Annotated in this window: 24 protein-coding genes and 1 tRNA gene; 9 read left to right on the forward strand and 16 right to left on the reverse strand. The window is 45.9% G+C overall.

Translation table 11 applies throughout. The features are described from left to right. Positions 1 to 15: 15 nt before the first annotated feature. Both ACXHJ2_RS13940 and fabF read right to left on the reverse strand, forming a co-directional pair. Complete coding sequence (locus tag ACXHJ2_RS13940; protein WP_231860487.1) at positions 16 to 552, reverse strand: GNAT family N-acetyltransferase; 537 nt, start codon at positions 550 to 552, stop codon at positions 16 to 18. Between the two features lie 108 nt (positions 553 to 660). Continuing rightward, positions 661 to 1,899 carry a beta-ketoacyl-ACP synthase II gene (fabF, locus tag ACXHJ2_RS13945; RefSeq protein WP_165080149.1) on the reverse strand — a complete coding sequence of 413 codons (1,239 nt, stop codon included), beginning with the start codon at positions 1,897 to 1,899 and terminating at the stop codon, positions 661 to 663. A 165-nt stretch (positions 1,900 to 2,064) separates the two neighbouring features. Here fabF and ACXHJ2_RS13950 point away from each other — a divergent pair, with 165 nt between their 5' ends. The 4 genes from ACXHJ2_RS13950 to ACXHJ2_RS13965 all read left to right on the forward strand — a co-directional run bounded on the left by ACXHJ2_RS13950 (position 2,065) and on the right by ACXHJ2_RS13965 (position 7,205). Then, positions 2,065 to 2,904, forward strand: coding sequence for a helix-turn-helix transcriptional regulator (locus ACXHJ2_RS13950; RefSeq protein WP_165080151.1), 840 nt, complete (start codon positions 2,065 to 2,067; stop codon positions 2,902 to 2,904). A 135-nt stretch (positions 2,905 to 3,039) separates the two neighbouring features. Next, positions 3,040 to 4,932, forward strand: a complete 1,893-nt coding sequence (locus ACXHJ2_RS13955) for a DEAD/DEAH box helicase (RefSeq protein WP_165080153.1) — start codon at positions 3,040 to 3,042, stop codon at positions 4,930 to 4,932. A gap of 2 nt (positions 4,933 to 4,934) precedes the next feature. Then, positions 4,935 to 5,885 carry a YqhG family protein gene (locus ACXHJ2_RS13960; protein ID WP_165080155.1) on the forward strand — a complete coding sequence of 317 codons (951 nt, stop codon included), beginning with the start codon at positions 4,935 to 4,937 and terminating at the stop codon, positions 5,883 to 5,885. A gap of 258 nt (positions 5,886 to 6,143) precedes the next feature. Next, positions 6,144 to 7,205, forward strand: a complete 1,062-nt coding sequence (locus ACXHJ2_RS13965) for a hypothetical protein (protein WP_165080157.1) — start codon at positions 6,144 to 6,146, stop codon at positions 7,203 to 7,205. Between the two features lie 103 nt (positions 7,206 to 7,308). On the opposite strand, the gene ACXHJ2_RS13970 is transcribed toward ACXHJ2_RS13965, so the two are convergent. Continuing rightward, positions 7,309 to 7,500 carry a YqzE family protein gene (locus tag ACXHJ2_RS13970; RefSeq protein ID WP_165080158.1) on the reverse strand — a complete coding sequence of 64 codons (192 nt, stop codon included), beginning with the start codon at positions 7,498 to 7,500 and terminating at the stop codon, positions 7,309 to 7,311. A gap of 286 nt (positions 7,501 to 7,786) precedes the next feature. On the opposite strand from ACXHJ2_RS13970, the gene ACXHJ2_RS13975 reads away from it, so the two are divergent. Further along, positions 7,787 to 8,542: an N-acetylmuramoyl-L-alanine amidase gene (locus ACXHJ2_RS13975; RefSeq protein WP_165080159.1), complete on the forward strand. Its 756-nt coding sequence runs from the start codon at positions 7,787 to 7,789 to the stop codon at positions 8,540 to 8,542. Here ACXHJ2_RS13975 and ACXHJ2_RS13980 read toward each other — a convergent pair. The 3 genes from ACXHJ2_RS13980 to ACXHJ2_RS13990 form a co-directional block, all read right to left on the reverse strand. Continuing rightward, a complete protein-coding gene (locus tag ACXHJ2_RS13980; RefSeq protein ID WP_165080160.1) occupies positions 8,517 to 9,452 on the reverse strand; it encodes a divergent polysaccharide deacetylase family protein in 936 nt (311 codons plus the stop codon). The two genes, ACXHJ2_RS13975 and ACXHJ2_RS13980, sit on opposite strands and share 26 nt — an antisense overlap. Before the next feature lie 128 nt (positions 9,453 to 9,580). Further along, on the reverse strand, positions 9,581 to 10,093 hold the full coding sequence (msrA, locus tag ACXHJ2_RS13985) for a peptide-methionine (S)-S-oxide reductase MsrA (protein WP_165080161.1): 513 nt from the start codon (positions 10,091 to 10,093) through the stop codon (positions 9,581 to 9,583). Between the two features lie 213 nt (positions 10,094 to 10,306). Then, positions 10,307 to 10,391, reverse strand: a tRNA-Leu gene (locus ACXHJ2_RS13990). A 222-nt stretch (positions 10,392 to 10,613) separates the two neighbouring features. Between ACXHJ2_RS13990 and ACXHJ2_RS13995 the strand changes: the two genes are divergently transcribed. Then, positions 10,614 to 11,150: a hypothetical protein gene (locus tag ACXHJ2_RS13995; protein WP_040101647.1), complete on the forward strand. Its 537-nt coding sequence runs from the start codon at positions 10,614 to 10,616 to the stop codon at positions 11,148 to 11,150. A 141-nt stretch (positions 11,151 to 11,291) separates the two neighbouring features. Here ACXHJ2_RS13995 and ACXHJ2_RS14000 read toward each other — a convergent pair whose 3' ends face one another. The 5 genes from ACXHJ2_RS14000 to ACXHJ2_RS14020 form a co-directional block, all read right to left on the reverse strand. Beyond that, positions 11,292 to 11,621, reverse strand: coding sequence for a carboxymuconolactone decarboxylase family protein (locus ACXHJ2_RS14000; protein ID WP_013370522.1), 330 nt, complete (start codon positions 11,619 to 11,621; stop codon positions 11,292 to 11,294). Between the two features lie 116 nt (positions 11,622 to 11,737). Then, positions 11,738 to 11,959 (reverse strand): hypothetical protein, encoded by a 222-nt coding sequence (locus ACXHJ2_RS14005; RefSeq protein ID WP_014599639.1) that lies wholly within the window; start codon positions 11,957 to 11,959, stop codon positions 11,738 to 11,740. Positions 11,960 to 12,099: 140 nt separating this feature from the next. After that, complete coding sequence (locus tag ACXHJ2_RS14010; protein WP_013370520.1) at positions 12,100 to 12,444, reverse strand: hypothetical protein; 345 nt, start codon at positions 12,442 to 12,444, stop codon at positions 12,100 to 12,102. Between the two features lie 101 nt (positions 12,445 to 12,545). Then, a complete protein-coding gene (locus tag ACXHJ2_RS14015; RefSeq protein WP_040101648.1) occupies positions 12,546 to 13,118 on the reverse strand; it encodes a xanthine phosphoribosyltransferase in 573 nt (190 codons plus the stop codon). An 85-nt stretch (positions 13,119 to 13,203) separates the two neighbouring features. Continuing rightward, the gene (locus ACXHJ2_RS14020) at positions 13,204 to 13,809 is read right to left on the reverse strand and encodes a DedA family protein (RefSeq protein WP_013370518.1); all 606 of its coding nucleotides are present in this window, start codon (positions 13,807 to 13,809) and stop codon (positions 13,204 to 13,206) included. Between the two features lie 141 nt (positions 13,810 to 13,950). Here ACXHJ2_RS14020 and ACXHJ2_RS14025 point away from each other — a divergent pair, with 141 nt between their 5' ends. Next, positions 13,951 to 15,057 carry a YkvI family membrane protein gene (locus tag ACXHJ2_RS14025; RefSeq protein ID WP_013370517.1) on the forward strand — a complete coding sequence of 369 codons (1,107 nt, stop codon included), beginning with the start codon at positions 13,951 to 13,953 and terminating at the stop codon, positions 15,055 to 15,057. On the opposite strand, the gene ACXHJ2_RS14030 is transcribed toward ACXHJ2_RS14025, so the two are convergent. Continuing rightward, positions 15,054 to 16,178, reverse strand: a complete 1,125-nt coding sequence (locus ACXHJ2_RS14030) for a glycosyltransferase family 4 protein (RefSeq protein WP_165080162.1) — start codon at positions 16,176 to 16,178, stop codon at positions 15,054 to 15,056. The two genes, ACXHJ2_RS14025 and ACXHJ2_RS14030, sit on opposite strands and share 4 nt — an antisense overlap. Positions 16,179 to 16,383: 205 nt before the next feature. Between ACXHJ2_RS14030 and ACXHJ2_RS14035 the strand changes: the two genes are divergently transcribed. After that, positions 16,384 to 17,565, forward strand: coding sequence for a GGDEF domain-containing protein (locus ACXHJ2_RS14035; protein ID WP_165080163.1), 1,182 nt, complete (start codon positions 16,384 to 16,386; stop codon positions 17,563 to 17,565). 124 nt (positions 17,566 to 17,689) lie between these two features. On the opposite strand, the gene ACXHJ2_RS14040 is transcribed toward ACXHJ2_RS14035, so the two are convergent. Then, a complete protein-coding gene (locus tag ACXHJ2_RS14040; protein ID WP_165080164.1) occupies positions 17,690 to 18,472 on the reverse strand; it encodes a pseudouridine synthase in 783 nt (260 codons plus the stop codon). Next, complete coding sequence (locus tag ACXHJ2_RS14045) at positions 18,469 to 20,136, reverse strand: RsmB/NOP family class I SAM-dependent RNA methyltransferase (protein WP_165080165.1); 1,668 nt, start codon at positions 20,134 to 20,136, stop codon at positions 18,469 to 18,471. Before ACXHJ2_RS14045 ends, ACXHJ2_RS14040 begins: the two co-directional genes overlap by 4 nt. 163 nt (positions 20,137 to 20,299) lie before the next feature. Here ACXHJ2_RS14045 and ACXHJ2_RS14050 point away from each other — a divergent pair, with 163 nt between their 5' ends. Then, positions 20,300 to 20,827, forward strand: coding sequence for a thioredoxin family protein (locus ACXHJ2_RS14050; RefSeq protein ID WP_165080167.1), 528 nt, complete (start codon positions 20,300 to 20,302; stop codon positions 20,825 to 20,827). 85 nt (positions 20,828 to 20,912) lie between these two features. Here ACXHJ2_RS14050 and ACXHJ2_RS14055 read toward each other — a convergent pair whose 3' ends face one another. Beyond that, the gene (locus ACXHJ2_RS14055) at positions 20,913 to 21,482 is read right to left on the reverse strand and encodes a DUF309 domain-containing protein (protein ID WP_013370511.1); all 570 of its coding nucleotides are present in this window, start codon (positions 21,480 to 21,482) and stop codon (positions 20,913 to 20,915) included. Further along, a complete protein-coding gene (locus tag ACXHJ2_RS14060) occupies positions 21,483 to 22,295 on the reverse strand; it encodes a GTP pyrophosphokinase (RefSeq protein ID WP_013370510.1) in 813 nt (270 codons plus the stop codon). It abuts the gene before it with no gap. Between the last annotated feature and the right edge of the window lie 10 nt (positions 22,296 to 22,305).

A 22,305-nucleotide genomic window follows, 5' to 3' on the forward strand; every position in this document is an offset into this window, starting at 1 on the left:
CAAAACCTTTCACCCTTAATAAAAATAAGCCAGGAGTTCCTCATCATATCCCTGACCGTGATATTCCAAAGCGTTCTTTTCAATACCATAAGTTTTGAATCCCAATTTTCTATAAAGTTCAACAGCTGCTTGATTGGCAGCCACCACACTCAAATTGATTTGCTTCAATCCTTCCACTTTTCTACCTCGACTGATAACTTCCAATAAAAGTTTCTTAGCGATCCCCTGGCCTCGGTAAATCGGTGGTACATACACTCCCCAAATCGTTCCTTTATGCCGTGTCTTAATTTTGTGTTCTCTTCTAAACCCGGTCATGCCAGCCAGCTGATGATCCTTTGTAAATGCACCAAGTATGTAATGATCTCTCTTATTTTGTATTTGCTTCACTATATCAAATAACGAAACTTGTACAGCTTCCTCATAAGAGGTTCCAAAAGCTTCGGGATTCATTTTTAGGGCTTCCAGTCTTAAATTCCAATACGCTTCAGCGTCTGCTGGCTCTATGTTCCTGATGATAATCATGGCTTCATCCCTCCAAATGTTTTCCTCCATCTTACTCTATCTATTATTTAAATTAAATCTATGATGCCTAAATTAAAATAGCCTCAGATGCTAGATCCAGCCGGATATAGCATCTGAGGCTTCAATACTCATTACATATTATGACTCATAGCGTTTCAGCACAATGACCGCATTATGACCACCGAAGCCGAAAGAATTAGATAACCCAACATTTAGCGAAGCCTTGCGTGCTTCGTGAGGCACATAATCCAGATCACAAACAGGGTCTGGATTGTCCAGATGCATCGTTGGCGGAATGATACCTTCTCGAAGGCTTTGAACAAGCGCAATTGCTTCGACACCGCCCGCCGCTCCTAGCATATGACCTAGCATGGACTTATTCGCGGTAACCGGAATCTGATAGGCATATTCACCAAATAGCTTGTGGATCGCCAAAGTCTCAGCAATATCCCCTACAGCCGTACTCGTTGCATGGGCACTGATCACATCCACTTCTTCAGGGGAGATGCGAGCCGAATGAAGGGCCGCTTTCATTGCTAGGTAAGCTCCGGTTCCTTCGGGATGCGGTGCAACCATATGATAGGCATCCGAACTCGCTCCATAACCGATGACCTCACCATAGATTTCCGCCCCACGCCGGGTAGCGTGCTCCAGCGACTCCAGTACCAGGATACCCGCTCCTTCGCTCATGACAAAGCCGTCACGATCCTGATCGAACGGTCGGCTTGCTGTAGAAGGCTCCTCGTTACGTGTTGACAAGGCAGTTGCATTAGCGAAGCTTGCCAAGGCCAATCGGGACACTGCGGCTTCAGCTCCACCGGCAAAAATGACATCCGCATCTCCTGTACGAATGGTCCGAAACGCCTCTCCAATTGCAGTGTTCCCAATAGAACAAGCCGTTACAGGTGAAAGCGTAGGACCCATCGCTCCGAACGCGATACTTATTTGTGCAGCAGCCATATTCGAGATCATCATAGGTACCAGCGTTGGGCTAACTCTACCCGGACCACGATGTAACAGCACGTCCACATTATCTACCAACGAATCCAAACCGCCGACTCCTGACCCCACATAGACACCTACACGCTCCAGATCAGTGTGATCCAGCTCCAGACCAGAATCCTTGAGCGCTTGCTCTGCCGCATATAATGCAAACTGGGTAAATCGATCCATTCGTCTGGCATCCTTACGGCCCCACTGCTTTTCTGCATCAAAATCCTGTACCAATCCAGCAATTTGTGCTTTTAAATCGGACACATCAAATGAATCTATTTTACGTATACCTGAATTGCCTTCCAGCAAATTGTTCCACAGCGTGCCTACTTCATTGCCCAATGGCGAAACGACACCCATACCTGTTATCACTACTCTTTGCATAAGCTATTCATTCCTCCTGCTTGATGGCTTACTTATAATCCTCATTTTACCCTCGTCTTATCCTATTACAAGTGTTTGTTTATCCTGGTATAATGAACACTACTATAGTAAGCCGCCTGATTTAATTACTTCAGATACACTCATCGAATGGAGAGAAAATATCTAATGAAAACGGAAGCACGTCTGGAAGCACTATCTATTTTTCTTAAAACAAAAAGGGCCCGCCTACATCCGCATATGGTTGGTCTTCCTCCAGGGTCACGTCGCAGAACACCAGGTTTACGCAGAGAAGAAGTCGCTCAGCTGGCAGGTGTCAGTACAACCTGGTATACCTGGCTGGAGCAGGGACGGGATATTAAGGTATCCGCCTCCGTATTGGATGCTATTGCTGCTGCCTTGCAGCTGAACACGGATGAGCGTAAATATTTGTACGATTTAGCGCTGGAAGCCGGGTCTCATAACCTTCCTACTCCTGCAGAGCAGGCGATCATTTCTCCGTCTTTGCAAAAGATCGTACAAGAGTTGCACTACTGTCCTGCTATTATTTCAGATCGGCGCTGCCATATTGTCGGCTGGAACGAAGCTGCTGCTCATGTTTTTATGGATTTTGCCGAGCTACCACATGAGCAACGCAATATGATCGAACTGCTATTTACCAAAAAGGAGTTTAAAAGTCTGGCCGTGAATTGGGAGCACTTTGTAAAGGGGTTTCTTGCCATTTTTCGCGCTTATTACGGGCAATACGTGACAGACCCCTGGTATGCTCAATTTATACAAAATATGAGCGAGGCCTACCCAGAGTTTAACGAGCTTTGGAATCAGAGTGAGGTAAGCTCCGCTCCCGAAGTGCTCATTGAATTTCGTCATGCCAAGGCTGGCAAAATGTTATTTGACCTGACTTCCCTTCAGGTACAAGGCAGTGTCGATCTCCGTTGCAGCATTTACACCCCTAATGCGCAAACTTCTACGGAAAGTAAACTCCAAAAGTTAATGGAAGGCAACTAAAGGATTTCATCCCTCCTGTTATGAAGATATCTTTTTCCGTCCATACTACATCTACGATCTGTGCAAAATAGATGCCATATATGTGACAGAGCCGATAGCTTCAACTGTGCTACTACCAGGAGGGAGGGAATCATCATGAAAGCCAAACTGACAAGTTCCCAGCACACACAAAACCAAGCACCCTTGCCTGTTCCGGTACAATTTGACCGCAGCTGGCAGGACGAGCTGGACCAACGCCTGCACAAGGGAGGCCCCTGGGGAGATTGGGATCTGTATCAGCTGGCCATCGAGGCGGAAAAGGCCAAGCTGGTGCCGAGCTTTGATGAGCTTCAATGTCTTCAGCATTTGCAAGACCTCACTCCTCTGCCCCATCAACTCGATACCGCTCGGAAGGTACTGTTTGAGATGTCTGGACGTGCCATTCTTGCCGATGAAGTCGGCCTAGGCAAAACAATTGAAGCTGGAATGATCCTTAAGGAATATCTGGTTCGCGGGCTGGCTTCCAAAGTGCTTATTCTTGTACCCGCTTCTTTGGTCCTGCAATGGGTGCGTGAGCTGAATAGCAAATTCGGCATTCCCGCAGTCGCCCAGAAAAAAGCGTATTCTTGGTCTTCCGAGGTCGTCGTAGCCTCCATGGATACGGCCAAAAGAGAGCCACATAGTAACATCCTGCTAGATACCGATTATGACCTGCTCATTATTGACGAGGCTCATAAGCTGAAGAATAAAAAAACATCCAACTACCAGTTCATTATGAAGTTGCGTAAAAAATATTGTTTGCTCCTGACAGCTACACCTGTACAGAACGATCTATCTGAGCTGTTTAATCTGATCACGTTACTCAAGCCCGGTCAATTAGGAAGACAAGGCGATTTTTCAGCAAATTTTGTTGTAGATAAACGTCTGCCCAAAAATGAAGATCAGCTCAAGGATGAGCTGTCTAAAGTCATGATCCGCAATCGTCGTGGGGAAGGGCCAGTTCAATTCACTAAACGAAATGTTTCCAACATTCACTTGGAGCTCTCGCCAGAAGAGCAAGCGCTGTACGATGGGGTGACCTCTTTTGTCAAAGAGCAATATCAAGCGAATGGCGGAAATTTAAGCAGCATGCTGTCTCTCGTTACCCTTCAACGGGAAGTGTGCAGTAGCCGGGACGCTGTGTTCGTCACGCTGGTCAATTTGTCCAAAAAGATGGCTCCAGACTCTCCTCTACGTGATCGTGTCTGGGACTTGGTCGCACACATTAAAGCGATCAAGGCCAATTCCAAAGCTGAAAAAGCGCTTGAGCTTATCCGGAAGATGAACGAAAAAGTGATTATTTTTACAGAATACCGGGCCACACAGGAGTATTTGCTAAACTATTTCCGTGATCGCGGACTGTCTGCTGTTCCTTACAGAGGGGGTATGAACCGAGGCCGCAAGGATTGGATGATGGATCTGTTCCGTGGTCGCATTCAGGTTATGATTGCCACTGAAGCAGGTGGTGAAGGTATTAACCTGCAATTTTGTCACCACATGATTAACTTCGATTTACCGTGGAACCCCATGCGCGTGGAACAGCGGATTGGACGGGTGCATCGACTTGGACAGAAGCATGATGTGAATATCTTCAACCTGTCCACTACCGGAACGATTGAGGAGCATATCCTGCACCTGCTGCATGAAAAGATTAATATGTTTGAAATGGTCATCGGCGGATTGGATGTTATTCTGGAAAAGTTTGAGAAAAAAGAATCCATTGAAAAAAGTTTATATAAAATCATGCTTGAGTCCAGCAGTGATGAGGAAATTCGCAGAAAAATGCAAAAGTTAGGCCACTCGCTGGATTCCATCAAACAAGAAATAGAACAAATCCGCACAGACCCGTCAGTCACTCCAAATGTAGCAACCGATAAGTCAACTGGAACAAAGCAGCCTAAGGGACGGCTAACAGGAGTAAGCTCAAGTGTCACCGAGGATTTGTTAGGCTTAGCAGGTGATGCAGCTTCTCCAACCAAAGCTCGACGCAGTGTGAAAGGAGGTCGCTAGCGTTGACTATGAATGCACAGCAAGTCCAGCGTTTTGTCCACACCTATCTGGAAGCTACCGGGTGCAGCATCATTGAGAGGTCTCCCCACCATGTAACCGTCAAGCTATCTCCAGAGGCAGATAAAGCATTGACAAACCGCCCCTACTATTGGGGGTATGTAGAGCGTACTGGCGTTCCAGCGCAGACGATGTCCTTCACATTCATCTTTGATGGGGAAGCCTATCGGACAGAACAAGAACGTTTAGCGGCTCAGACCCCGCCAGCTCCTGTAGCGGGCAATGCAGCACAAGATCAGGTCATGGGACGGTACTTTGGTCATGTACCGACGTTGCCGCAATTAGGGCCTGGCCGTATTATGCAGGAGGAGCTTCGATACGGAAGCCGTCGGCTGCATCAAATTTTTGAAGCCGCTCGGGATGGAGGAAAATATGTTTATTTGTTCGAGCAGCCTGATGCTCGTCAGTTGTCTGCCCGTTCTCCTGTAGTTTATGAAGCTTGGCTCAGCGTCTGCTACAAGATTGAGTTTGCCTGCGATTTGAAGCGCGAGGAACTTCAGTGGCTAGGGATTTCACTCAAAAGCGGCACTATTGTAACCAATTTTGGCGCTATGCTCGAAACTCGGCAGCTCAGCCCACTACTGGCAGGCAATATGCATGTACAGCCAGCACAGCTATCTGTCCCTGAGGCTTCCACCTCGCTTGAAAACTATCTCACCGAACAGCTCCGACAGCAAGATTATGATTGGGCTGAGCAGGCGAAGGAACGATTGCGCGAGGAACTAGAGGTCATAGACCACTACTACGATGACCTAATCAAGGAACAGAAAGAGGAAGAGGATAAAAAAGAATCCGTATTAGAACAGCATCAAGCTCGCCGTAAAGAAATGGTATGGCAATATGAGCCAAAGGTACTCGTATCCGCCATTAACTGCGGGATATTTCATCTGCGGTAACTGATATCTCACGCTCCTTCGCGGAAGAATTGCAGACATGTCGTCAAGTTGTAACATCATGCTTCAGCCTACATCAGTTTCTGCTGCTGCAAACACAAGCGTAGTCTAACCTGTCTCCTATGTATCGACAGCAAAAAGCGAACCTGGATACGACATTTGCACCGACAGGGTGCAGCAGTCTTTTCATCGGACAGGCTGTATGCTAGTTAAAAAAGAATGCCTCCGTCGGCAAGTCATCCGACAGAAAGGTGGATTCCATTGAAGAAAAATCATTCCGGGCATTATAGCGTAGGTATGATCGCAGCTGTATTGATCGGCCTGTCCGCAGTCTGTCCGTTCGCTTCCATTCATGCGGCTCCCTCAGCCGTTCAAGAAAGCAATTTAAGCTCAGCACCCAACTACAACGAAAGCTCGTGGGTTCCTCCAATGGAATCCATGAGTCCTGCTACTCCTTCTGCCTCCCCGGGTTACGTTTCATCAAAGCTTCCTGCTCAGCAACAAGGGGTGCCTGAGGACGTGAAACGGACAGCAGCCGACACCGTACAATCCCTATCGTCGCAGCCCCCTTTTGCTTCGTGGAAAGACGCCGAGCTCAGCTACCATCCGCTTGGACCTGGAACCCATAGCTGGCTTGTTCAAGTGAACCATGCAGGAGAATACATTGGCTACCTGATTATCGGATCTGACCCAAACGGCGCTTATCAACTCAATGAATACGGGAATGGTCCAGGCGGACCATATAGTATGGATATACTTCGCCAATCCCTCAAGTTGCTCACAGAAACCGAATTTTCTTCTATCGACAAGCTGCAAATCACACCTATGTATGAGGAACCACTTTTAGCCTATTGGCTGGTGCGTTCCTCTACGGGTAGCCAAATATGTATTGATGCTGTTACTGGCGATCCGCTACCTGTAGAAGTAGCAGATGGGAGCTGGAAACATAAGCTTCAGAACAACGCGATCTCTTCACCTACACCCTTTTCGAAAACGCAGGCACAGGCAGTTACTATCTCGTCCGATCCTTTCAATCCCTATGATGATCTGGGTTGGCTTCAAGCTAAGCAAAAACTTTCCATTTATGACACAGGCCAATTTATGAACGCGCTAAGTAATTCACCATGTATGATTTTTTCTGCCACAAATATCAATTTTGCCTTTGGGGGACCCTTATCCATTAGCGGGTTTCAAACTTGGATATCTCCAGATCATCCATCCGAACCCATTTTATATGCATTAACCTACCACGATGGACTTTCCCGATTTGTGCCACTAAAACAGCTGTTGCCTCATGGTCAATTTTACCGTTTGGAATCTTAGTAATTTCAGAAACAATAAAAATCATTCGAATTTATCCCTATAACAACATAAAAAGAGACCTCAAATGGCATACCCCATGCCTCTTGTGGTCTCTTTGGCGTGTTTAACGTTGCTCTTTTCGCCCTCTGCGTGTGGATTTTATCCACATTTTCAGAGCGAGAGGCAACATTCCAAACCATTTGCTCACCCATGGCTCCTTGGCTTGTTTTTTACTACGTCGAACCTCACGTGGCGTTTCCATATAACGCACAATCCGCTGTGTAATATACGTCACCAGTTCGTCACTCTTCGCCATCCTCCATGACCTCCTCCATCTGACCTATCATTTCCAATCACCATACCTTGGAAATATCAAATTACACGTTAGGTTCAGATACTACTAGCTTGCACAGTTTTCAGGAGGTCTAATCCCTGCGGAATAACTATGCATGGTTTCCCTTAAATGGAACATACTATCTTCAATATAACAGTACCCCCAAGGTTTATTGTTATATTCGAAGGCAGCTATGCTGCTTTAGGTTTGATGTCTGTTATGCCTAGTTTCCAGTAAACAATCAATTCGTCCATTGGAGGAATAGAACGTGTTGAATAAAAAGTTAAACAAGATATGGCTGATCGGGCTGGGGTTAAATTTTTGCATCCTTTGTAGCGCTGTATTTGCCCCATTTGCTTATGCAACTACTCAGCCTGGCGAGAAAAGCACCGACACAAACAAGCATACAGAGACCCCGTTTAACCGCTCCTATCACGCTTTTGCCAAGCCGGTGGTCCTGATAGATGTAGGTCATGGCGGTGTGGATGGTGGAACAAGTCACAAAGGACTTCTGGAAAAAAATATCAATCTCGCCATTGCTCAAAAACTGTACTTGATCTTACGTTCCCAGAGTTACCCTGCTGTCTTGAATAGGGACAAGGACTACGCACTGAGTGATGATAACCGTTGGTTGCAGTCCAAATCCCGGCATCTTAAAGACCTCGCCCAGCGTAAAAGCTTGACAGAACAACTGCCCACTGCTGTGGTTGTAAGCCTGCATGTCAATTGGGCCAAACGTGCCGAAAAACGTGGACCCATTGTACTGTATCAAGATGAAGGCAGCAGCTATATGTTAGCTGAGCAGATCCAGCGTTCATTAAACCGCTTATTTTGCATGAATAGACAAACCATGTACGGAAAACCCTTTTATCTTCTGAATAAAATTCAACATCCCGCTGTAATAGTCGAAACGGGGTTTATCAGCAACGAACAAGACAGAGCCCTACTTTCTGGGGATCGCGGCCAAAAAAGGATTGCTGAAGCTATTGCCGAAGGCATTATTGCCCATCTGACGGCGTGGTAGTATTCGTGGCTGGATCTCCTGTCCACCCCCATACATCACGCACTAGATCGCTAATGCCTACAAACTGAGCATGTTCCTTTAATTTAGGAACCGATGAATGAAGCCCTGAGGAGGTATACATGCCGGACACGCCAACATGTCCAATCGTTACACAGGTGTTGTGCTCTGCCAACCATTCAACCACTTTGCTAAGTTGCCGATTCACATGAGCGAGTGTATGAACATCATCCAAAAAAACATCATTTCGCACCGGTGGCATTCCCTTTTTAGCGGCAAGTTCAGGCACCACTGACCAATAATTAGTTCGGCTATCAACAAAAAATAGTCCATGTTCCTTACAAACATCCAGAACGATGGACATAATGCGCTTGTCTGAGGTGACCTTGGAGCCCATATGGTTGTTCATTCCTATGGCATAAGGAACATCCTTGATAGCTGCGGTCACCTTGGCGCGTACTTCTTCATCCGTCATATTAGCCTTGATTGCTCCAGGTCCAAGCCATTCAGGCTTGCCCTGCTTGGGCTCCATTGGAAGATGGACGATAACATCATGACCACGCTCATGCGCTTCCATAGCGTCCTGTTTGGTTGTTGGCAGGAAGGGCATTACAGCAACGGTGATTTTGACAGGTAAATTTAAAATTTCCTTGGTACCTTTCATATTGTTTCCTAGATCATCAATAATGACAGCAACCCTCTTTTGCTGCTGGTTCTGTTGGTCTATTGCTTCGGCAACAGCAGTTTTACAGACCATAAATAACATACAGACTGAAATACAAAGCACTACGATGATTTGCATTCTAGATCTTGCATGGTGTACAAGCGCATAAGACGAATTCTTCCGGTTGCGTGATGCCTTTAAAGCTTTTTTTATTATATTTCTCATGTGCAGCTTTCGTCGTGTACTCATTTGCGGGTCAGCCTCCTTCTCTGTCCCTTCATTGTGTGAGTAAAACCGTTTAAATATGTATAAGGCAGATCTGAGATATAATCTCTGATCTGCCTTGATGTGCGCGTAAGAACGTATATTAAAGCTGCTTACCAGTTTTTATCGATAAATTCATCACGACCGGATTGGGCTCGATCTTCCTTATAATGCTTCACATTCTTCTTGTGATAATCCTGATGATAATCCTCTGCCGGATAAAAAATTGCAGCCGGAAGAATCTCCGTTACAATTGGCTTATCAAAGCGTCCGCTTTGTACCAACTGTTCCTTGGATTGTTGTGCAAGCTCTCGTTGCTGCTCCGTATGATAAAAAATTGCAGGCTTATATTGTGTGCCTCGGTCCTGAAATTGACCTTCTCCGTCGGTAGGATCTGTTTGCGGCCAATACAATTCAAGTAGCTTTTCATAAGGAAACAGCTCAGGATCAAACGTAATCTGCACCACCTCATAGTGCCCGGTTGTTCCTGTTTTAACCTGTTCGTAGGTCGGATCGGAAATCGTCCCTCCAGAATAGCCTGAGACAATACTATGAATGCCCGGCTGCTCCTCGAACGGAGTCACCATACACCAGAAGCATCCGCCTGCAAAAGTTGCTTTCTCCATCTTTCATCCAACCTTTCATTAGCTTCATCAACAAATGCGTTATCTTCTATCATATCTTAAAAATTAAACTTATAAAAGAATTGCTTATGAACTTGAATAAAGTTCAAACCCTTGTATTGGAATCCTTGCTGGAAGTCTGCAATAATTCCGAAACATAAGAAAAGGTTTATAAAATTGCTACAAGAGCAATTCTATAAACCTTTTCTAAATGGATGCGGTCGAGAGGACTCGAACCTCCACGGGGGGTTAGCCCACACGGACCTGAACCGTGCGCGTCTGCCAATTCCGCCACGACCGCATATATATTTGTCGTCTATCTCGAAAGAATCAATCTTTCTTAGCGACAAGATAGATCATACCATGCTCAAATAAAGTTGTCAAATCTTTTGTTTTTCTTTATTTCTTCTTGATAAAAAAGGAATAATACGATAATATAAGAACATAAGTTCTTAGGAACAAAAGTTCCTTTACTTCCATGACTATGAATTATCATCACATTTCCCTAAGGCGGTGAATGGTAATGATCTCTTCAGATACTACTCAGCATTCATGCTCTCTTGTGAAAAGTTATCTGCTCCTTACCTTTATTCAAAAAGTATTTGAGCGTGACAGCCTAATTCTTGAAGAAAGCGGCGTTCTGAAAACCCCTGATCTTTATGTTGAAATGGTTAACGCAGGAATAGATCGTACCGGAATCCTGCTATCTGAAATTAAACATGAATTTAAGAAGTATCACGTTCGTGTTCTAGACATACAACAAAACCACTCCGGCGTTCACGCCACCTATATATATAAAGGCGTTAAAGAGCAGTTCAGTATGCCTATGTCCGCATTCCGCAAAGAAATGTATGAACGAATGCGAGCTTATTTGGGGCTCCCTACCTCTATGCCTCATACGGCGTCTCTACCTTTACCAGAGAAATATCGCCCCGAATTACCCAATAATTCAACCCCCAAACCCCTACGCGTTGTTGGGCGAAGTTGGATTGCATCCTCTTCTGCCTATAAGCATAAATCCCCTCGCCCTGCTGCTTTTGCTGCAAGCAAAAGAGCATAATCCCCGCACTACATGCAAAAAGAAGCTTCCGCAGGCACTAACTGTGCTCGGAAGCTTCTTTCCATAAACATCACTATCATTTGTTCAGATCAATCTATTTCCCCTATTTCGAGTATGAGTTATCTGTATGGATGATTCGTTTTAATGTAGCGCCTTCTGTACACGTGTAACCCCTTGACTTAGAGCATGTCCTCCACCAACTGCAGCAGCTACAGCAACGGCTTCCATAATCTCCTGATCACTGGCTCCTTTGGAACGCGCCTCATTCACATGATAAAACGTGCACACCTCATTGTTGGCAAATAAGCCAATTCCTAGCGCAATCAGTTGCTTGGTTTTTTCATCTAAACTGCCGGCTTGAAAGCATTCTCCGGTAAAGCGATGATAGGCATGAACTACCTCGGGCAACTTATCTTCCAAATGGCTGATTTGATCCTTGTATGCATGTACTTTTTCGTCCATAACCGTCATTAACACAGCACGCCCTCTCTGTTGAGTTTTGCTTCATTACTGTGTCCGGTTTAGAGTTTCTGTATGCCTAATGAAGCACCCAGTTTTTTTATCCAATCCCCATTAGAACTCGTTTCTTAATCCAGTTCTATCGGATTGTGACGCGGCTCGCTGAACGGCTGGTATGTATAGCTGCGATCCAACTTGACCACACGTCGATTCTGGCGGCGAATAAGCACCTGTTCATCATCCCATGCCAGTACAATGCCAACCACATCGTTGGACTCCAATCCATCGCGTACGACGCGTACCTTTTCACCAGAAAGTCGATAAGCATCCAATTCTTCGTCCATTATCATCCATGTCCCCTCCTTGTCCATTTTTTTCAACACAACGGCCATAATTTTATATACATGAAAAAAGTTTAAAAAGAGACCTAAACGAATCATTTAGGTCTCTTCCGCTTACTACTTATATGGATTGCCAACAGAGCAACAAATTATCCCGACTGATTTACACTGTGATCATGTTCTTTTGTATCGTTCTTCTCGTACCAGAAGTCCAGCACTTGTGCAGACAACACTCGCTGTTCTACATACTCCACTTGGTGAGCAGTAAATTCTTCTTTCCAAGAGAAAGACAATTCTTCGCATAGGTTAACCAATGTCAACAACTCAGACCAGGCCACATAGCGTTTATACCAAAAAAACTGAGGATGTTCAATCATATAGGGATACAAATCGTCGAATTCCGTATGCTTACAATCCAAGGCGCGTTCAAAATGCACTTTAGCCGCTGCCAGTTTTTCCAGAAAAAACTGTTCGGTCAATTGTTCATTCCCCATGTTGCTGCCTCCTCTCCCAAACCTTATATATATTATAAGCGAAATTGATGCTCATGCAAAGGTTATTATTAGAAATAAGGATCCGGAGTTTCGAATTGTTACTATTCAGCAAACTCTATCTTACCGTCAGCCAACGACGAAATTTTAACCAATGATTCTACACGGATGCCCTGCTCACGGATGGTTCTCGCTCCAGCCTGAAACATTTTTTCAACCGCAACTCCGAATCCAATCAACTCCGCTCCAGAGCGTTGAATAATTTTAACCATGCCTCGAGCCGCATCGCCATTAGCGATAATATCATCAATGAACAACACACGATCATGCTCATGAATAAATTGACGAGACAGCATAATATCTGTGACAATACCTTTTGTAAACGAAGGTACACGCTCACACAGCGCATCCGGATCAGCTAATAAAGTCTTTTTACGACGAGCAAATACCAACGGTACACCCAACTCCAACGCTGTCGCAAACCCGATGGCAATGCCTGAGGATTCCACGGTCACTACTCTGGTGATTTTGTCTTCCCGAAAACGGGCTGCGAACTCTCGTCCCATTTCCATTGTCAGCTCTGGATCAACCTGATGATTAAGCAATCCATCCAGCTTTAGCACCTGATCTGACGCAATCACGCCTTCATTTAAAATTCGTTTCTTTAATACTTCCATTCCATGACCTCCCACGGCATTCCTATGCGGTAAAAGTACCATACTTCACCCGCCGCTTTCAAGCTATAGCCTGCTTTCCATGCGTTCATGTGATATTTTTTTTACGTTTGTTCCAGAACCATGCGATGATTCCTCCCAAAACGATTAAAAGAATAACGATCAAACCTACCTGGTGCGTCACCTTCTCCATCAGCTTAGCCACCTGTTCCCAGTGCATGCCCACCGCATGTCCGATCCCCAAAAATGTACCGCACCACAGCAAAGCTCCTGCCGATGCATAGCCGATATAGCGAAAAACACCTAGACGGGTTGTGCCTGCCAGATAGGATGATACGTGTCTCAAGCCGGGGACAAAATACCCGAACAAAATTCCCCAGGTACCATAGCGCCCGAACCAATTTTCGGAAGAGGCAATCCTGGAGGGCGTAAGCCTCACCCATTTACCGTATCGGTGCAATAGTGGCTTGCCCAGCAGGCGACCCAATGTGTAGCTAAGCATCATGCCTGTCATACTACCGAAAAATGTGACTGCCAGCGCGGCAATAAAGTTGTAGTGTCCTTGAGACACGAGCCCGCCAAAGGCGATCATTAGCACTTCGTCGGGTATCGGCATACCAGCTACTCCAAGGGCAAGCAAGCCGAACATCGCCAAATATCCGTATTCCAGTATCCATGCAAGGATTTGACCCATAAATTACGCTCCCGTCAAGCTATTCATTAAATTCAGTATAATTATTTTCAGTCTCATCCAGTCATGTCCCATTTCAGTTGAACATAGTTTGTATTATATGCTCGCTGCAGCGTTATTCAAGCAAGCAAGGGGGGACTGGGAATGAAACGTAATATTCATGTTTTTCAGATTGCTTTTACATACATTGGTACAATCGTCGGTGCCGGGTTCGCTACCGGACAAGAAATATTACAATTTTTTACGCAATATGGACGTTGGGCTACAATCACCATTATGCTGTCCACACTTGTATTTGTATGGTTGGGTACGAAAATGATGCTGATTGCTCATGATATTTCAGCCCGCTCCTACGAGGATCTGAACAAGCACCTTTTTGGTGCCAATGCCGGAAAATGGATCAGCATATTCACACTTATTGTGCTGATTGGCGTGAACAGCGTTATGCTCGCAGGAGCCGGCTCTGTTTTTGTGGAGCACCTTCACCTGCACTACCAAACAGGACTGCTCATTACACTAATTGGAACTTACTTGCTGCTGAATAAAGGTATTAAAGCGATTTTGCATATGAACACCATTGTTGTCCCGCTGATGATCACCATATCTCTTTTGCTCGTTCACAGCACCCTTTCCATGCCCAATCCACAAAGCTTTATCACAAATACAACAGACCACAGTGCGCTACGAACATGGATCTCTCCACTCCTGTACACGTCCTTCAATCTGGCTATGGCTCAGGCCGTGCTTGTCCCTCTAGGCAGTCAAACTTTCTCCCGCAAAACCATCCGCTGGGGCGGTGTATTGGGCGGAATTGGTGTTGGCTTTATGCTGATGGCTGCACATTTTGTCATGTCAGCGCAAATGCCAGGCATTCAGCAATTTGAAATCCCTATGGGAAGCATCGCTTACCGTCTAGGCGCCCTTGTTGAAATCATATACATTCTACTCATTTTCATGGAGATCTTCAGTACCTTTGTAGCCGACATTTATGGAGTCAGTCTACAAATTCGTCAGCATGTCCAAATTTCGCCCAAGCTCATTACATTATTCATTATGCTCACCTGTTTTTTAATCAGTCAGTTCGGCTTCAGCTCACTGTTATCTGTTCTTTATCCTATTTTCGGAATGCTCAGTCTAATGTGGGTTAGTAAACTGATCTTAGCAGGACGCGGAAGACCTTTCCGCTCCTCACGTCCTCGTTCCAGCTTTCGACATTCTGATTCCAAACCAGGTGATACCCGTCATGGTTAGTGTGGAAATTTCAAATACATTTTCTTCAGCTCGTTAACAGCACGACTTAAAGAATAGCTTGATTTAGCCTTGTCGCAGGCAGATCTAGCCAGTTCATAACGATAGGCAGGGTCAGCGATGACCTTTTCTAATGCGTCTGCCAGTGCCTTCGGATTATCGGGTGGCACGAGCAGACCATTTACCCCATCCTCAATCTGCTCCGGTATTCCCCCTACTTCTGTACCTACCAATGCCAGACAGCTCAACGCCGCTTCTGCAAATACGGAGCCAAAGGCTTCCGCCCGCGAAGGCAATACGAATACATCAAAGAAAGGCATAAACTCTTCAGGATGAAGAGTATATCCATAAAAAATCGTCTCATGGTATATATCCAGCTGTCGCGCCATCTCTTCCAGCTCAGGTCGAATCGGACCATCTCCAATGATATGGAGTACAAATTCCTGATTTCTTTTTTTCAGCTCAGCGCAAGCCTGTAATAGAATATCAAGCCCTTTGGCGGGAACAAGTCGGCAAACGGTTATGAGCTGTGTCACTTCATTTTCGTGAGGAATGGGCTTAAACCGTTTCTCATCATATCCATTTGGAATAACCACAACATCTTGCGGATGCTGTACATAAGGTGTTAAGTAATGCTGAAAAGATTGCGATACTGCTATCAGGCGATCCGCCTTATGCTCCATTTCTCGGTACAATGACACTAAGAATTGGTGTTCAGGCCCGTTCTCCTCTATTTTCCCGTTTAGAATTAACTCCTTCTCATAGGAAGAGTGAATCGTCTGTACGAGCGGGATATCTGGAAATACGTTTTTCATAGCGAGCCCGGCAATCGGATGATGAGCATGAATAAGGTCAAAGGGCTTCTGAATACGAAGCCGAGTCCACCACAAATAATCACGGTACGTCTGAATATATTTTTGAACAATTGGATATTGCTCATATCTCGTCCAGTCGAAGGTATCAAAGGTTACTTCGTCCCTACCCTTGTTACGAATCCGTTTAGGGATTGAAAATAGCTCCATTTCCCAACGGGGGGACGTAAATCGCTCTTGCAAATATGGAATCATGGATGAAACGCCTCCCGGTTGCTCGGGTGGGAAAAAGAGAGCCTGTAGCAATTTCATGAGTGCTTCCCCTTTCAAGCATTAAACTGCCCGGAACACAGGATATATGTATAGGTTTCCGGATTTTCTGAAAGATGATATATTGAGAATAAATGTTAGGCACAAAAGAAAATTATAACATTTTAACTGCAATAAATCCTGTCTATTGTATCGAAACGATATCGTCTGTTCAATAGATAGATTAATTTTACAAATGGAGTCGGTGATGTTGACGTTGTTGTCCTTATTGGGAACCTTGGGCTCCCCATCTCTGGCCGGGGCTATAAGTGCAGCCTGCGGTTTGTATATTATACTCATGATGGCGCTAATGTGCGTGATCATATATAGCAGACAACGAAAAAAAGCCTATATCCTTTTTTCGGTTGCCGCTATTTTTATTATGACATATGAAGCGATGAATCTCTATTCGGCAGGCGGCGGCCAAATGCAACTGCAGGGAATCGTGTGGAGAAATGCGCTGGAGGCGTTTGCCTTCTTGCTCATCAATGCCGCTGTATTTCAGCTGTACCGAAAACTAAAGCGTGTGGAAAAATGGGCCTTGCTGTTGCTGGCTGCGTTATTAATACTGCCGGTAATGGCTTGGACTTTAGGTTTGTTGCCCACTTGGATCAGCTCAGTGAAATTGGTTGGATTCACTCTGTTTTATCGAGTGTTGGTGCTTATTTTAAGCCTTCTGTTCATCACCCCACGGATCGGACAGCCAAAGAAATTTATAGCAGGCTTATTCACTTATTCGCTCTGGCTTGGTTTTCTCTGGCTGCAAAATGACATCCCTGAAGAAGCAAACGGGTCAAGCACAGTCCTGTGGATGTCATTTTTACCATTGTTGTACTACACTACGTTATTCATCATTCTGTTTGAACGGATTGTGGAGCTACTCCAAAGGATTTATCGTTCTTCCATCACCGATGGCCTCACAGGGCTGTATAACCGTAAATATTTTTCGGGAAGATTACGGAGATATATGGACCAGGGAATCCGCGTGTCGGTCATTTTTTGCGATATTGACAATTTCAAAAAGCTGAATGATACGCAGGGCCATGCTCGTGCGGATGAGGTTCTCAAGCAGGTCGCACAAATTATGGAGGAGGAACTGGATGAAATCGGGCTGACCGGACGATACGGTGGCGAGGAACTGGTCGCAATGGTTGTGGATCGGCGGGCCAAGGTGGCGCAGGTCGCAGAACGAATCCGCGAACGTGTCGCTGAGGAAAGCATCGTCACTATCAGTGTCGGACACAGTACAGCAAAGAAGGAAATAAACCCGGATGAACTCGTCAAACAGGCCGATCAAGCCATGTACATATCCAAAACGACAGGCAAAAACAAGGTTACAGCTTATAAGGCAGCGGAAGTGAAGCAAAGTCGGGCAGCACGCGCACAATAATTCGCAAATTCGATTCGTTATCAAAGACTGCCTATGAATACTGCTCCGTCTGGTTGTCTATATCATAAAATGACGCACAGGAATCTCATACGAGCCTGTGCGTCATTTGTATTTAATCTCTTCATTAAACTTCTGAAGTTGCGGATGCTATATCACGGCCGATCGAGGCCAGTTCTTCGCTAGTCAGCTCTCGATAGCTGCCCAGTGGAAGCTGATCATCCAGCTTCAATGGCCCCATGGCTGTTCTTTTCAAGTAGATCACCTTTTTACCAACCGCCTCGAACATGCGCTTCACTTGGTGAAACTTACCCTCATGGATTACGAGCGAAATATAGGAAGTGACTTCTCCATCTGCCTGATGCGGCTGTTCATGCCGAAGAATCGTCAACTGCGCGGGTAGGGTGACATACCCATCGTCCAGTTCCACTCCTGCTGTAAATTGAAGAATATCCTCCTCCGTGACATGCCCCGACACCGTAGCTTCATACGTTTTGGGGACATGACGCCGTGGAGACAGTAGTTCGTGCGCCAGCTTGCCGTCGTTAGTCAACAGCAATAAGCCTTCTGTATCTTTATCTAGCCTCCCTACTGGAAAAGGCTCAAAATGTCGTTCCTCCGCACTCAGCAAATCCAGCACCGTCCGTTCCCTCGTATCTTCGGTTGCGGATATGACACCTGGAGGCTTGTGCAGCATGATGTAAATAAACTCCCGAAATACAACCAGTTCTCCGTTCACTTCAATTTGGTCTTGGTATGGATGAACCTGTAAGCCGCTATCTTTGATGGTCCGTCCGTTTACCGTGATCATACCTTGCTTTACCTGTTTCTTGATATCACTACGAGAACCATATCCCATATGGGTTAAAATTTTGTCCAAACGCTGAGTTTGTCTTCCTTTTCCACTCATACCGATGTCCACCTCCAGCCTGTAGGATATTCATTTTTAAGCATGCCGTCCTGCCATTTGCCCCACCCGGCCGAATAACCATCAATACACACGAGAGTAAAGCCTTTGGGTTGGACTTCATTTCGAAGCTCTATTCTCTCAACAGGGATGGACAAGGTTTCACCTTTTAAATACCGGATGGCTTCAGCATCCGAGCTGGAGAGGTTGATGCTCCTAACCGCCTCAGAAGGGCGTAAAGCCACCGCCAGCGGATGTGAAGGTACAAAACGACCATTCTTATCGGTTCCCATAAACCAGCCCGGACGTACCACCTTAAGGCCATCCAAACGATGTGATGCCAGCGGCGATTGATAAATGCGATCTCCGTAGACCACCGTGTAGCCTGCAAATGAAACCTCCAGCTGCTCCTGAATAAATTGGTGATAGGACTCCAGCACATCATGCGGGGAGCGTGCAGCAGATTTCACATTTTCTTTGCCCATACGTGACTTGCTGCCATCAAAGCCGCGCGTGTTCTTTCCTTTGGCTAACTTTCCGCCCATTCCTTTTCCGGTTCGTTTAGGCTCATCAGTCGTGCGCCTTCCTTGGCCACTTGGGAGTAGCGTTTCCTTGACGGGCAAATGTTGCTTCTTCTGCGGATACGCTGCTTCTATGTTTAATACTCTGTCATTCTTGTTCGTAAATGGAGCCAGATCCCCTGATTCAGTAAGATCTGCTGTCGAACCGACACGAGCACTACCCTGATGCTGCAATACAGCGATAAAATGGCCTTCCCCCTCTATAAGATGCGGCCAGAGGCGTGCTGTCCCCCGCAGTACCGGATGTGCCGATGCAATTTCTTCATTCACCCATTCCGGGTGGCCTGGTGCAAAACCTGCTTCTGAAGGAACAGGGACTACGTTAAAATCGGGATGAGCCTCCAGAAATTCCGCAATCATTCCTTCATTCTCTTCCGGGGCAAAGGTGCAGGTCGAATAGACAATTCTTCCCCCATCGCTCAGCATTGAGGCCGCAACACGCAAAATGTCCCGTTGCATGACCACACATTTTTCCACCGAGTGTGTCTCCCATTGTTTGGCCATATCCTCATCCTTACGGAACATGCCTTCTCCCGAACAAGGTGCGTCAATTAAAATCTTGTTAAAAAAATGAGGAAAAGCATCTGCGATACGATCAGGGCTCTCATTCAATACCACGGCATTGCGCACACCGTACAATTCCACATTTTTAGCCAACGCCTTGGTTCGATCGGCGCTAATATCATTGGTCACCAGTATGCCGCTTCCTTGCAGTTTGGCTGCGATTTGGGTGGATTTCCCTCCCGGTGCAGCGCACAAGTCCAAAACAGCTTCACCCTGAGCTACATTGAGCAGTTCAACTGGAGACATGGCACTCGGTTCCTGAACATAGTACAACCCAGCATGATAGTAGGGGTGAAGTCCAGGCTTAGTACCGTGCGGAATGTAAAAACCTGTGGCGCACCACGGAATCGGCCGCAGTTCGAACGGAGAACGTTCCTTAAAGTCCTCTACTGGAATTTTTAATGTGTTGACACGAATCCCCGCATGGGGCGTGTGGTCATAGGCAGCCATAAAAGCCTCAAATTCATCGCCGAGCAGTTGCTCCATGCGCTTTACAAATGCTGTGGGGAGCTGTACACCCATAATCGTAATCATCCTGTCCTGTTAAAATAAATTTTATTGTACCATAATCAACCTGTTAGCCGGCAATATCTATGTGATTTACAAACTTTCACTACAAGCTGTAATGTTGTATAATAATGAGGTTCATAGTTACATATTTTAGATTTTGATAGGAGAGATTCCATTGATCGCACAAAAATCCAACAAAAAAAAGCTTATACCTGTCATTGGCTTTTTTGTTGTGCTTATCATTTTGCTTGGAGTGCTGCTCGCTTTAAACTCAGGCACTAAAAACAAGCTGTACGGCGTTTCCACAGCCTCGTTAAGTCCTACTACCCAGGAACTGCTAAACGATCCGAACTATCAGCAAATTATTAAGCCAGAAGATCTACAAAGTAAAATTGACAAAAAGGAAAGCTTTTTCGTCTATCATTTCGCGTCTGACTGTGTTCACTGCCGTGCCACCACTCCTAAGCTCATGCCTTTGAGCAAGCAGGAGAACATTACGATGCACGAATTTAACCTGCGTGAGTATGAGGCTGGCTGGGACAAGTACAAGATTGAGTATACACCTACGCTTGTTTATTACGAAAAAGGCGTGGAAAAGGAACGTATGGTAGGTGGATTGAAGGAAAGTCCTTCAGACAACGGATACACACTCGACGATTTCAAAGCCTTCTTTGATAAATATAAAAAGAACGTGACCTCTTAGACAAATGTCCTCACACCTGACAATGATAAAGCAGCCCGATCCCTATAAAACGGATCGGGCTGCTCATTTATTATGCGCTACAACATCAAGGCGCATCCTTCGTTTCCACTGTAGCTGAGCGTAAACTCCCAGCGGCCTGTCTTCGCCTAATCGAAGCTTCCAGCGCCTGCTGACGCTGCTCATGCTTTTCCCCACGCCGAGGACCTCTCTGCTGAGGGATATTGACTGGAACGGACGATGATGCCTTCTCCACGGCCTGACGCAGTCCGGGCTCGACAATTTCAATCGTCAAATCCCGATAAACCGGCGGTTGACGTTGAAGCTCTTCCGAACCTTCCATAACAGCTTCAGCAAGCTGCCGAGCGCAAGCGCGCGCCTCATCTACCAGCTTCGCCATATTAATGCCCAGCGCGTGCGAAGCAGCATGCTCCAGCCTATGTACCGCACTGTCCAGCATCATGTATCCACCACGATAGTTACCATTGCGAAAATGATACAGTCCTACAGCAATTTGCAGTAAACCTTTATATACAGGGTCTCGGTCCAGCTTAAGCCACAGCTCTTCCAGTACCTCATGACATTCAAAGTAATCCCGATCCCGATTGAAGTATACTAAATAAGTTACGTACAACGGTTCATAGGAAGGGTTCACCATTTAAAACTCATCCCTGTCTTCTTCCTTAGTTGAAGCTTCCAGCATCTCCTTGACCTCATCATGCAGCTGCTTGATTCCTTCCATGTCGTGCCGCTCCCACAGTTCATTAAATCTGCGCTGCGCCTCAATCGTTTCACTAATTTTATGGTAGAAATAAAGACGGTGCATGCCTGTTAGGACTTTGGATACGATATTGGCTTCATCCTCGAACTTCTTCTGCGCTTCCAATATTTCAAGACGGATGGAAGACATTTCATTATCCAACACAAAGGCTGCCTCAGCCGCCTTTTTCAACCGGGCCCGCATATCATCCGGCAAGCTCTCACGATACTTATAGCTAAGAGAATGCTCTATGGTTGCCCAAAAATTCATAGCCAACGTACGGATTTGAATTTCGGCCAGCACAATTTTTAACCCCACTGCTGTCTGAACCGGGTACTCCACAATCATATGAAAGCTGCGATAGCCGCTATCTTTATAATTGGTGATATAGTCCTTTTCATACAATACCGTCAAATCCTTACGTCTTCGAATATATTCGGCTACCCGCCGAATATCCTCTACGAATTGACACATGATGCGAATGCCGGCAATATCCTCGATCCCCGTCTCCAGCTGATCAGGTGAAACCTGCAATCTCTTCGCCTTATCGAGGATGCTGGATATTTTTTTAACCCGTCCAGTTACGAATTCGATAGGAGCGTATTCCTCGCGCTTTTTCAGCTCCGCACGCATTGTTTTGAACTTGACCTTAAGTTCCTCCACCGCCTGATCGTATGGCAGCAAAAATGTTCCCCAGTCTCTTCCGTCCATCCCCGTACCT

The organism is Paenibacillus sp. ALE3 (assembly GCF_054113405.1).

Bases quoted from the DNA above. Each gene is read 5' to 3' on its own strand.
- fabF (WP_165080149.1), bottom strand. From the start codon at position 1,899: ATGCAAAGAGTAGTGATAACAGGTATGGGTGTCGTTTCGCCATTGGGC.
- ACXHJ2_RS14025 (WP_013370517.1), top strand. From the start codon at position 13,951: ATGAAACGTAATATTCATGTTTTTCAGATTGCTTTTACATACATTGGT.
- ACXHJ2_RS14035 (WP_165080163.1), top strand. From the start codon at position 16,384: ATGTTGACGTTGTTGTCCTTATTGGGAACCTTGGGCTCCCCATCTCTG.
- msrA (WP_165080161.1), bottom strand. From the start codon at position 10,093: ATGGAGAAAGCAACTTTTGCAGGCGGATGCTTCTGGTGTATGGTGACT.
- ACXHJ2_RS14055 (WP_013370511.1), bottom strand. From the start codon at position 21,482: ATGGTGAACCCTTCCTATGAACCGTTGTACGTAACTTATTTAGTATAC.
- ACXHJ2_RS13955 (WP_165080153.1), top strand. From the start codon at position 3,040: ATGAAAGCCAAACTGACAAGTTCCCAGCACACACAAAACCAAGCACCC.
- ACXHJ2_RS14015 (WP_040101648.1), bottom strand. From the start codon at position 13,118: ATGGAAGTATTAAAGAAACGAATTTTAAATGAAGGCGTGATTGCGTCA.
- ACXHJ2_RS13980 (WP_165080160.1), bottom strand. From the start codon at position 9,452: ATGAGTACACGACGAAAGCTGCACATGAGAAATATAATAAAAAAAGCT.
- ACXHJ2_RS14040 (WP_165080164.1), bottom strand. From the start codon at position 18,472: ATGAGTGGAAAAGGAAGACAAACTCAGCGTTTGGACAAAATTTTAACC.
- ACXHJ2_RS14045 (WP_165080165.1), bottom strand. From the start codon at position 20,136: ATGGGTGTACAGCTCCCCACAGCATTTGTAAAGCGCATGGAGCAACTG.
- ACXHJ2_RS14005 (WP_014599639.1), bottom strand. From the start codon at position 11,959: ATGATAATGGACGAAGAATTGGATGCTTATCGACTTTCTGGTGAAAAG.
- ACXHJ2_RS14000 (WP_013370522.1), bottom strand. From the start codon at position 11,621: ATGACGGTTATGGACGAAAAAGTACATGCATACAAGGATCAAATCAGC.
- ACXHJ2_RS14020 (WP_013370518.1), bottom strand. From the start codon at position 13,809: ATGGGTCAAATCCTTGCATGGATACTGGAATACGGATATTTGGCGATG.
- ACXHJ2_RS13940 (WP_231860487.1), bottom strand. From the start codon at position 552: ATGGAGGAAAACATTTGGAGGGATGAAGCCATGATTATCATCAGGAAC.
- ACXHJ2_RS13995 (WP_040101647.1), top strand. From the start codon at position 10,614: ATGATCTCTTCAGATACTACTCAGCATTCATGCTCTCTTGTGAAAAGT.
- ACXHJ2_RS13970 (WP_165080158.1), bottom strand. From the start codon at position 7,500: ATGGCGAAGAGTGACGAACTGGTGACGTATATTACACAGCGGATTGTG.
- ACXHJ2_RS14010 (WP_013370520.1), bottom strand. From the start codon at position 12,444: ATGGGGAATGAACAATTGACCGAACAGTTTTTTCTGGAAAAACTGGCA.
- ACXHJ2_RS14030 (WP_165080162.1), bottom strand. From the start codon at position 16,178: ATGAAATTGCTACAGGCTCTCTTTTTCCCACCCGAGCAACCGGGAGGC.
- ACXHJ2_RS13950 (WP_165080151.1), top strand. From the start codon at position 2,065: ATGAAAACGGAAGCACGTCTGGAAGCACTATCTATTTTTCTTAAAACA.
- ACXHJ2_RS14060 (WP_013370510.1), bottom strand. From the start codon at position 22,295: ATGGACGGAAGAGACTGGGGAACATTTTTGCTGCCATACGATCAGGCG.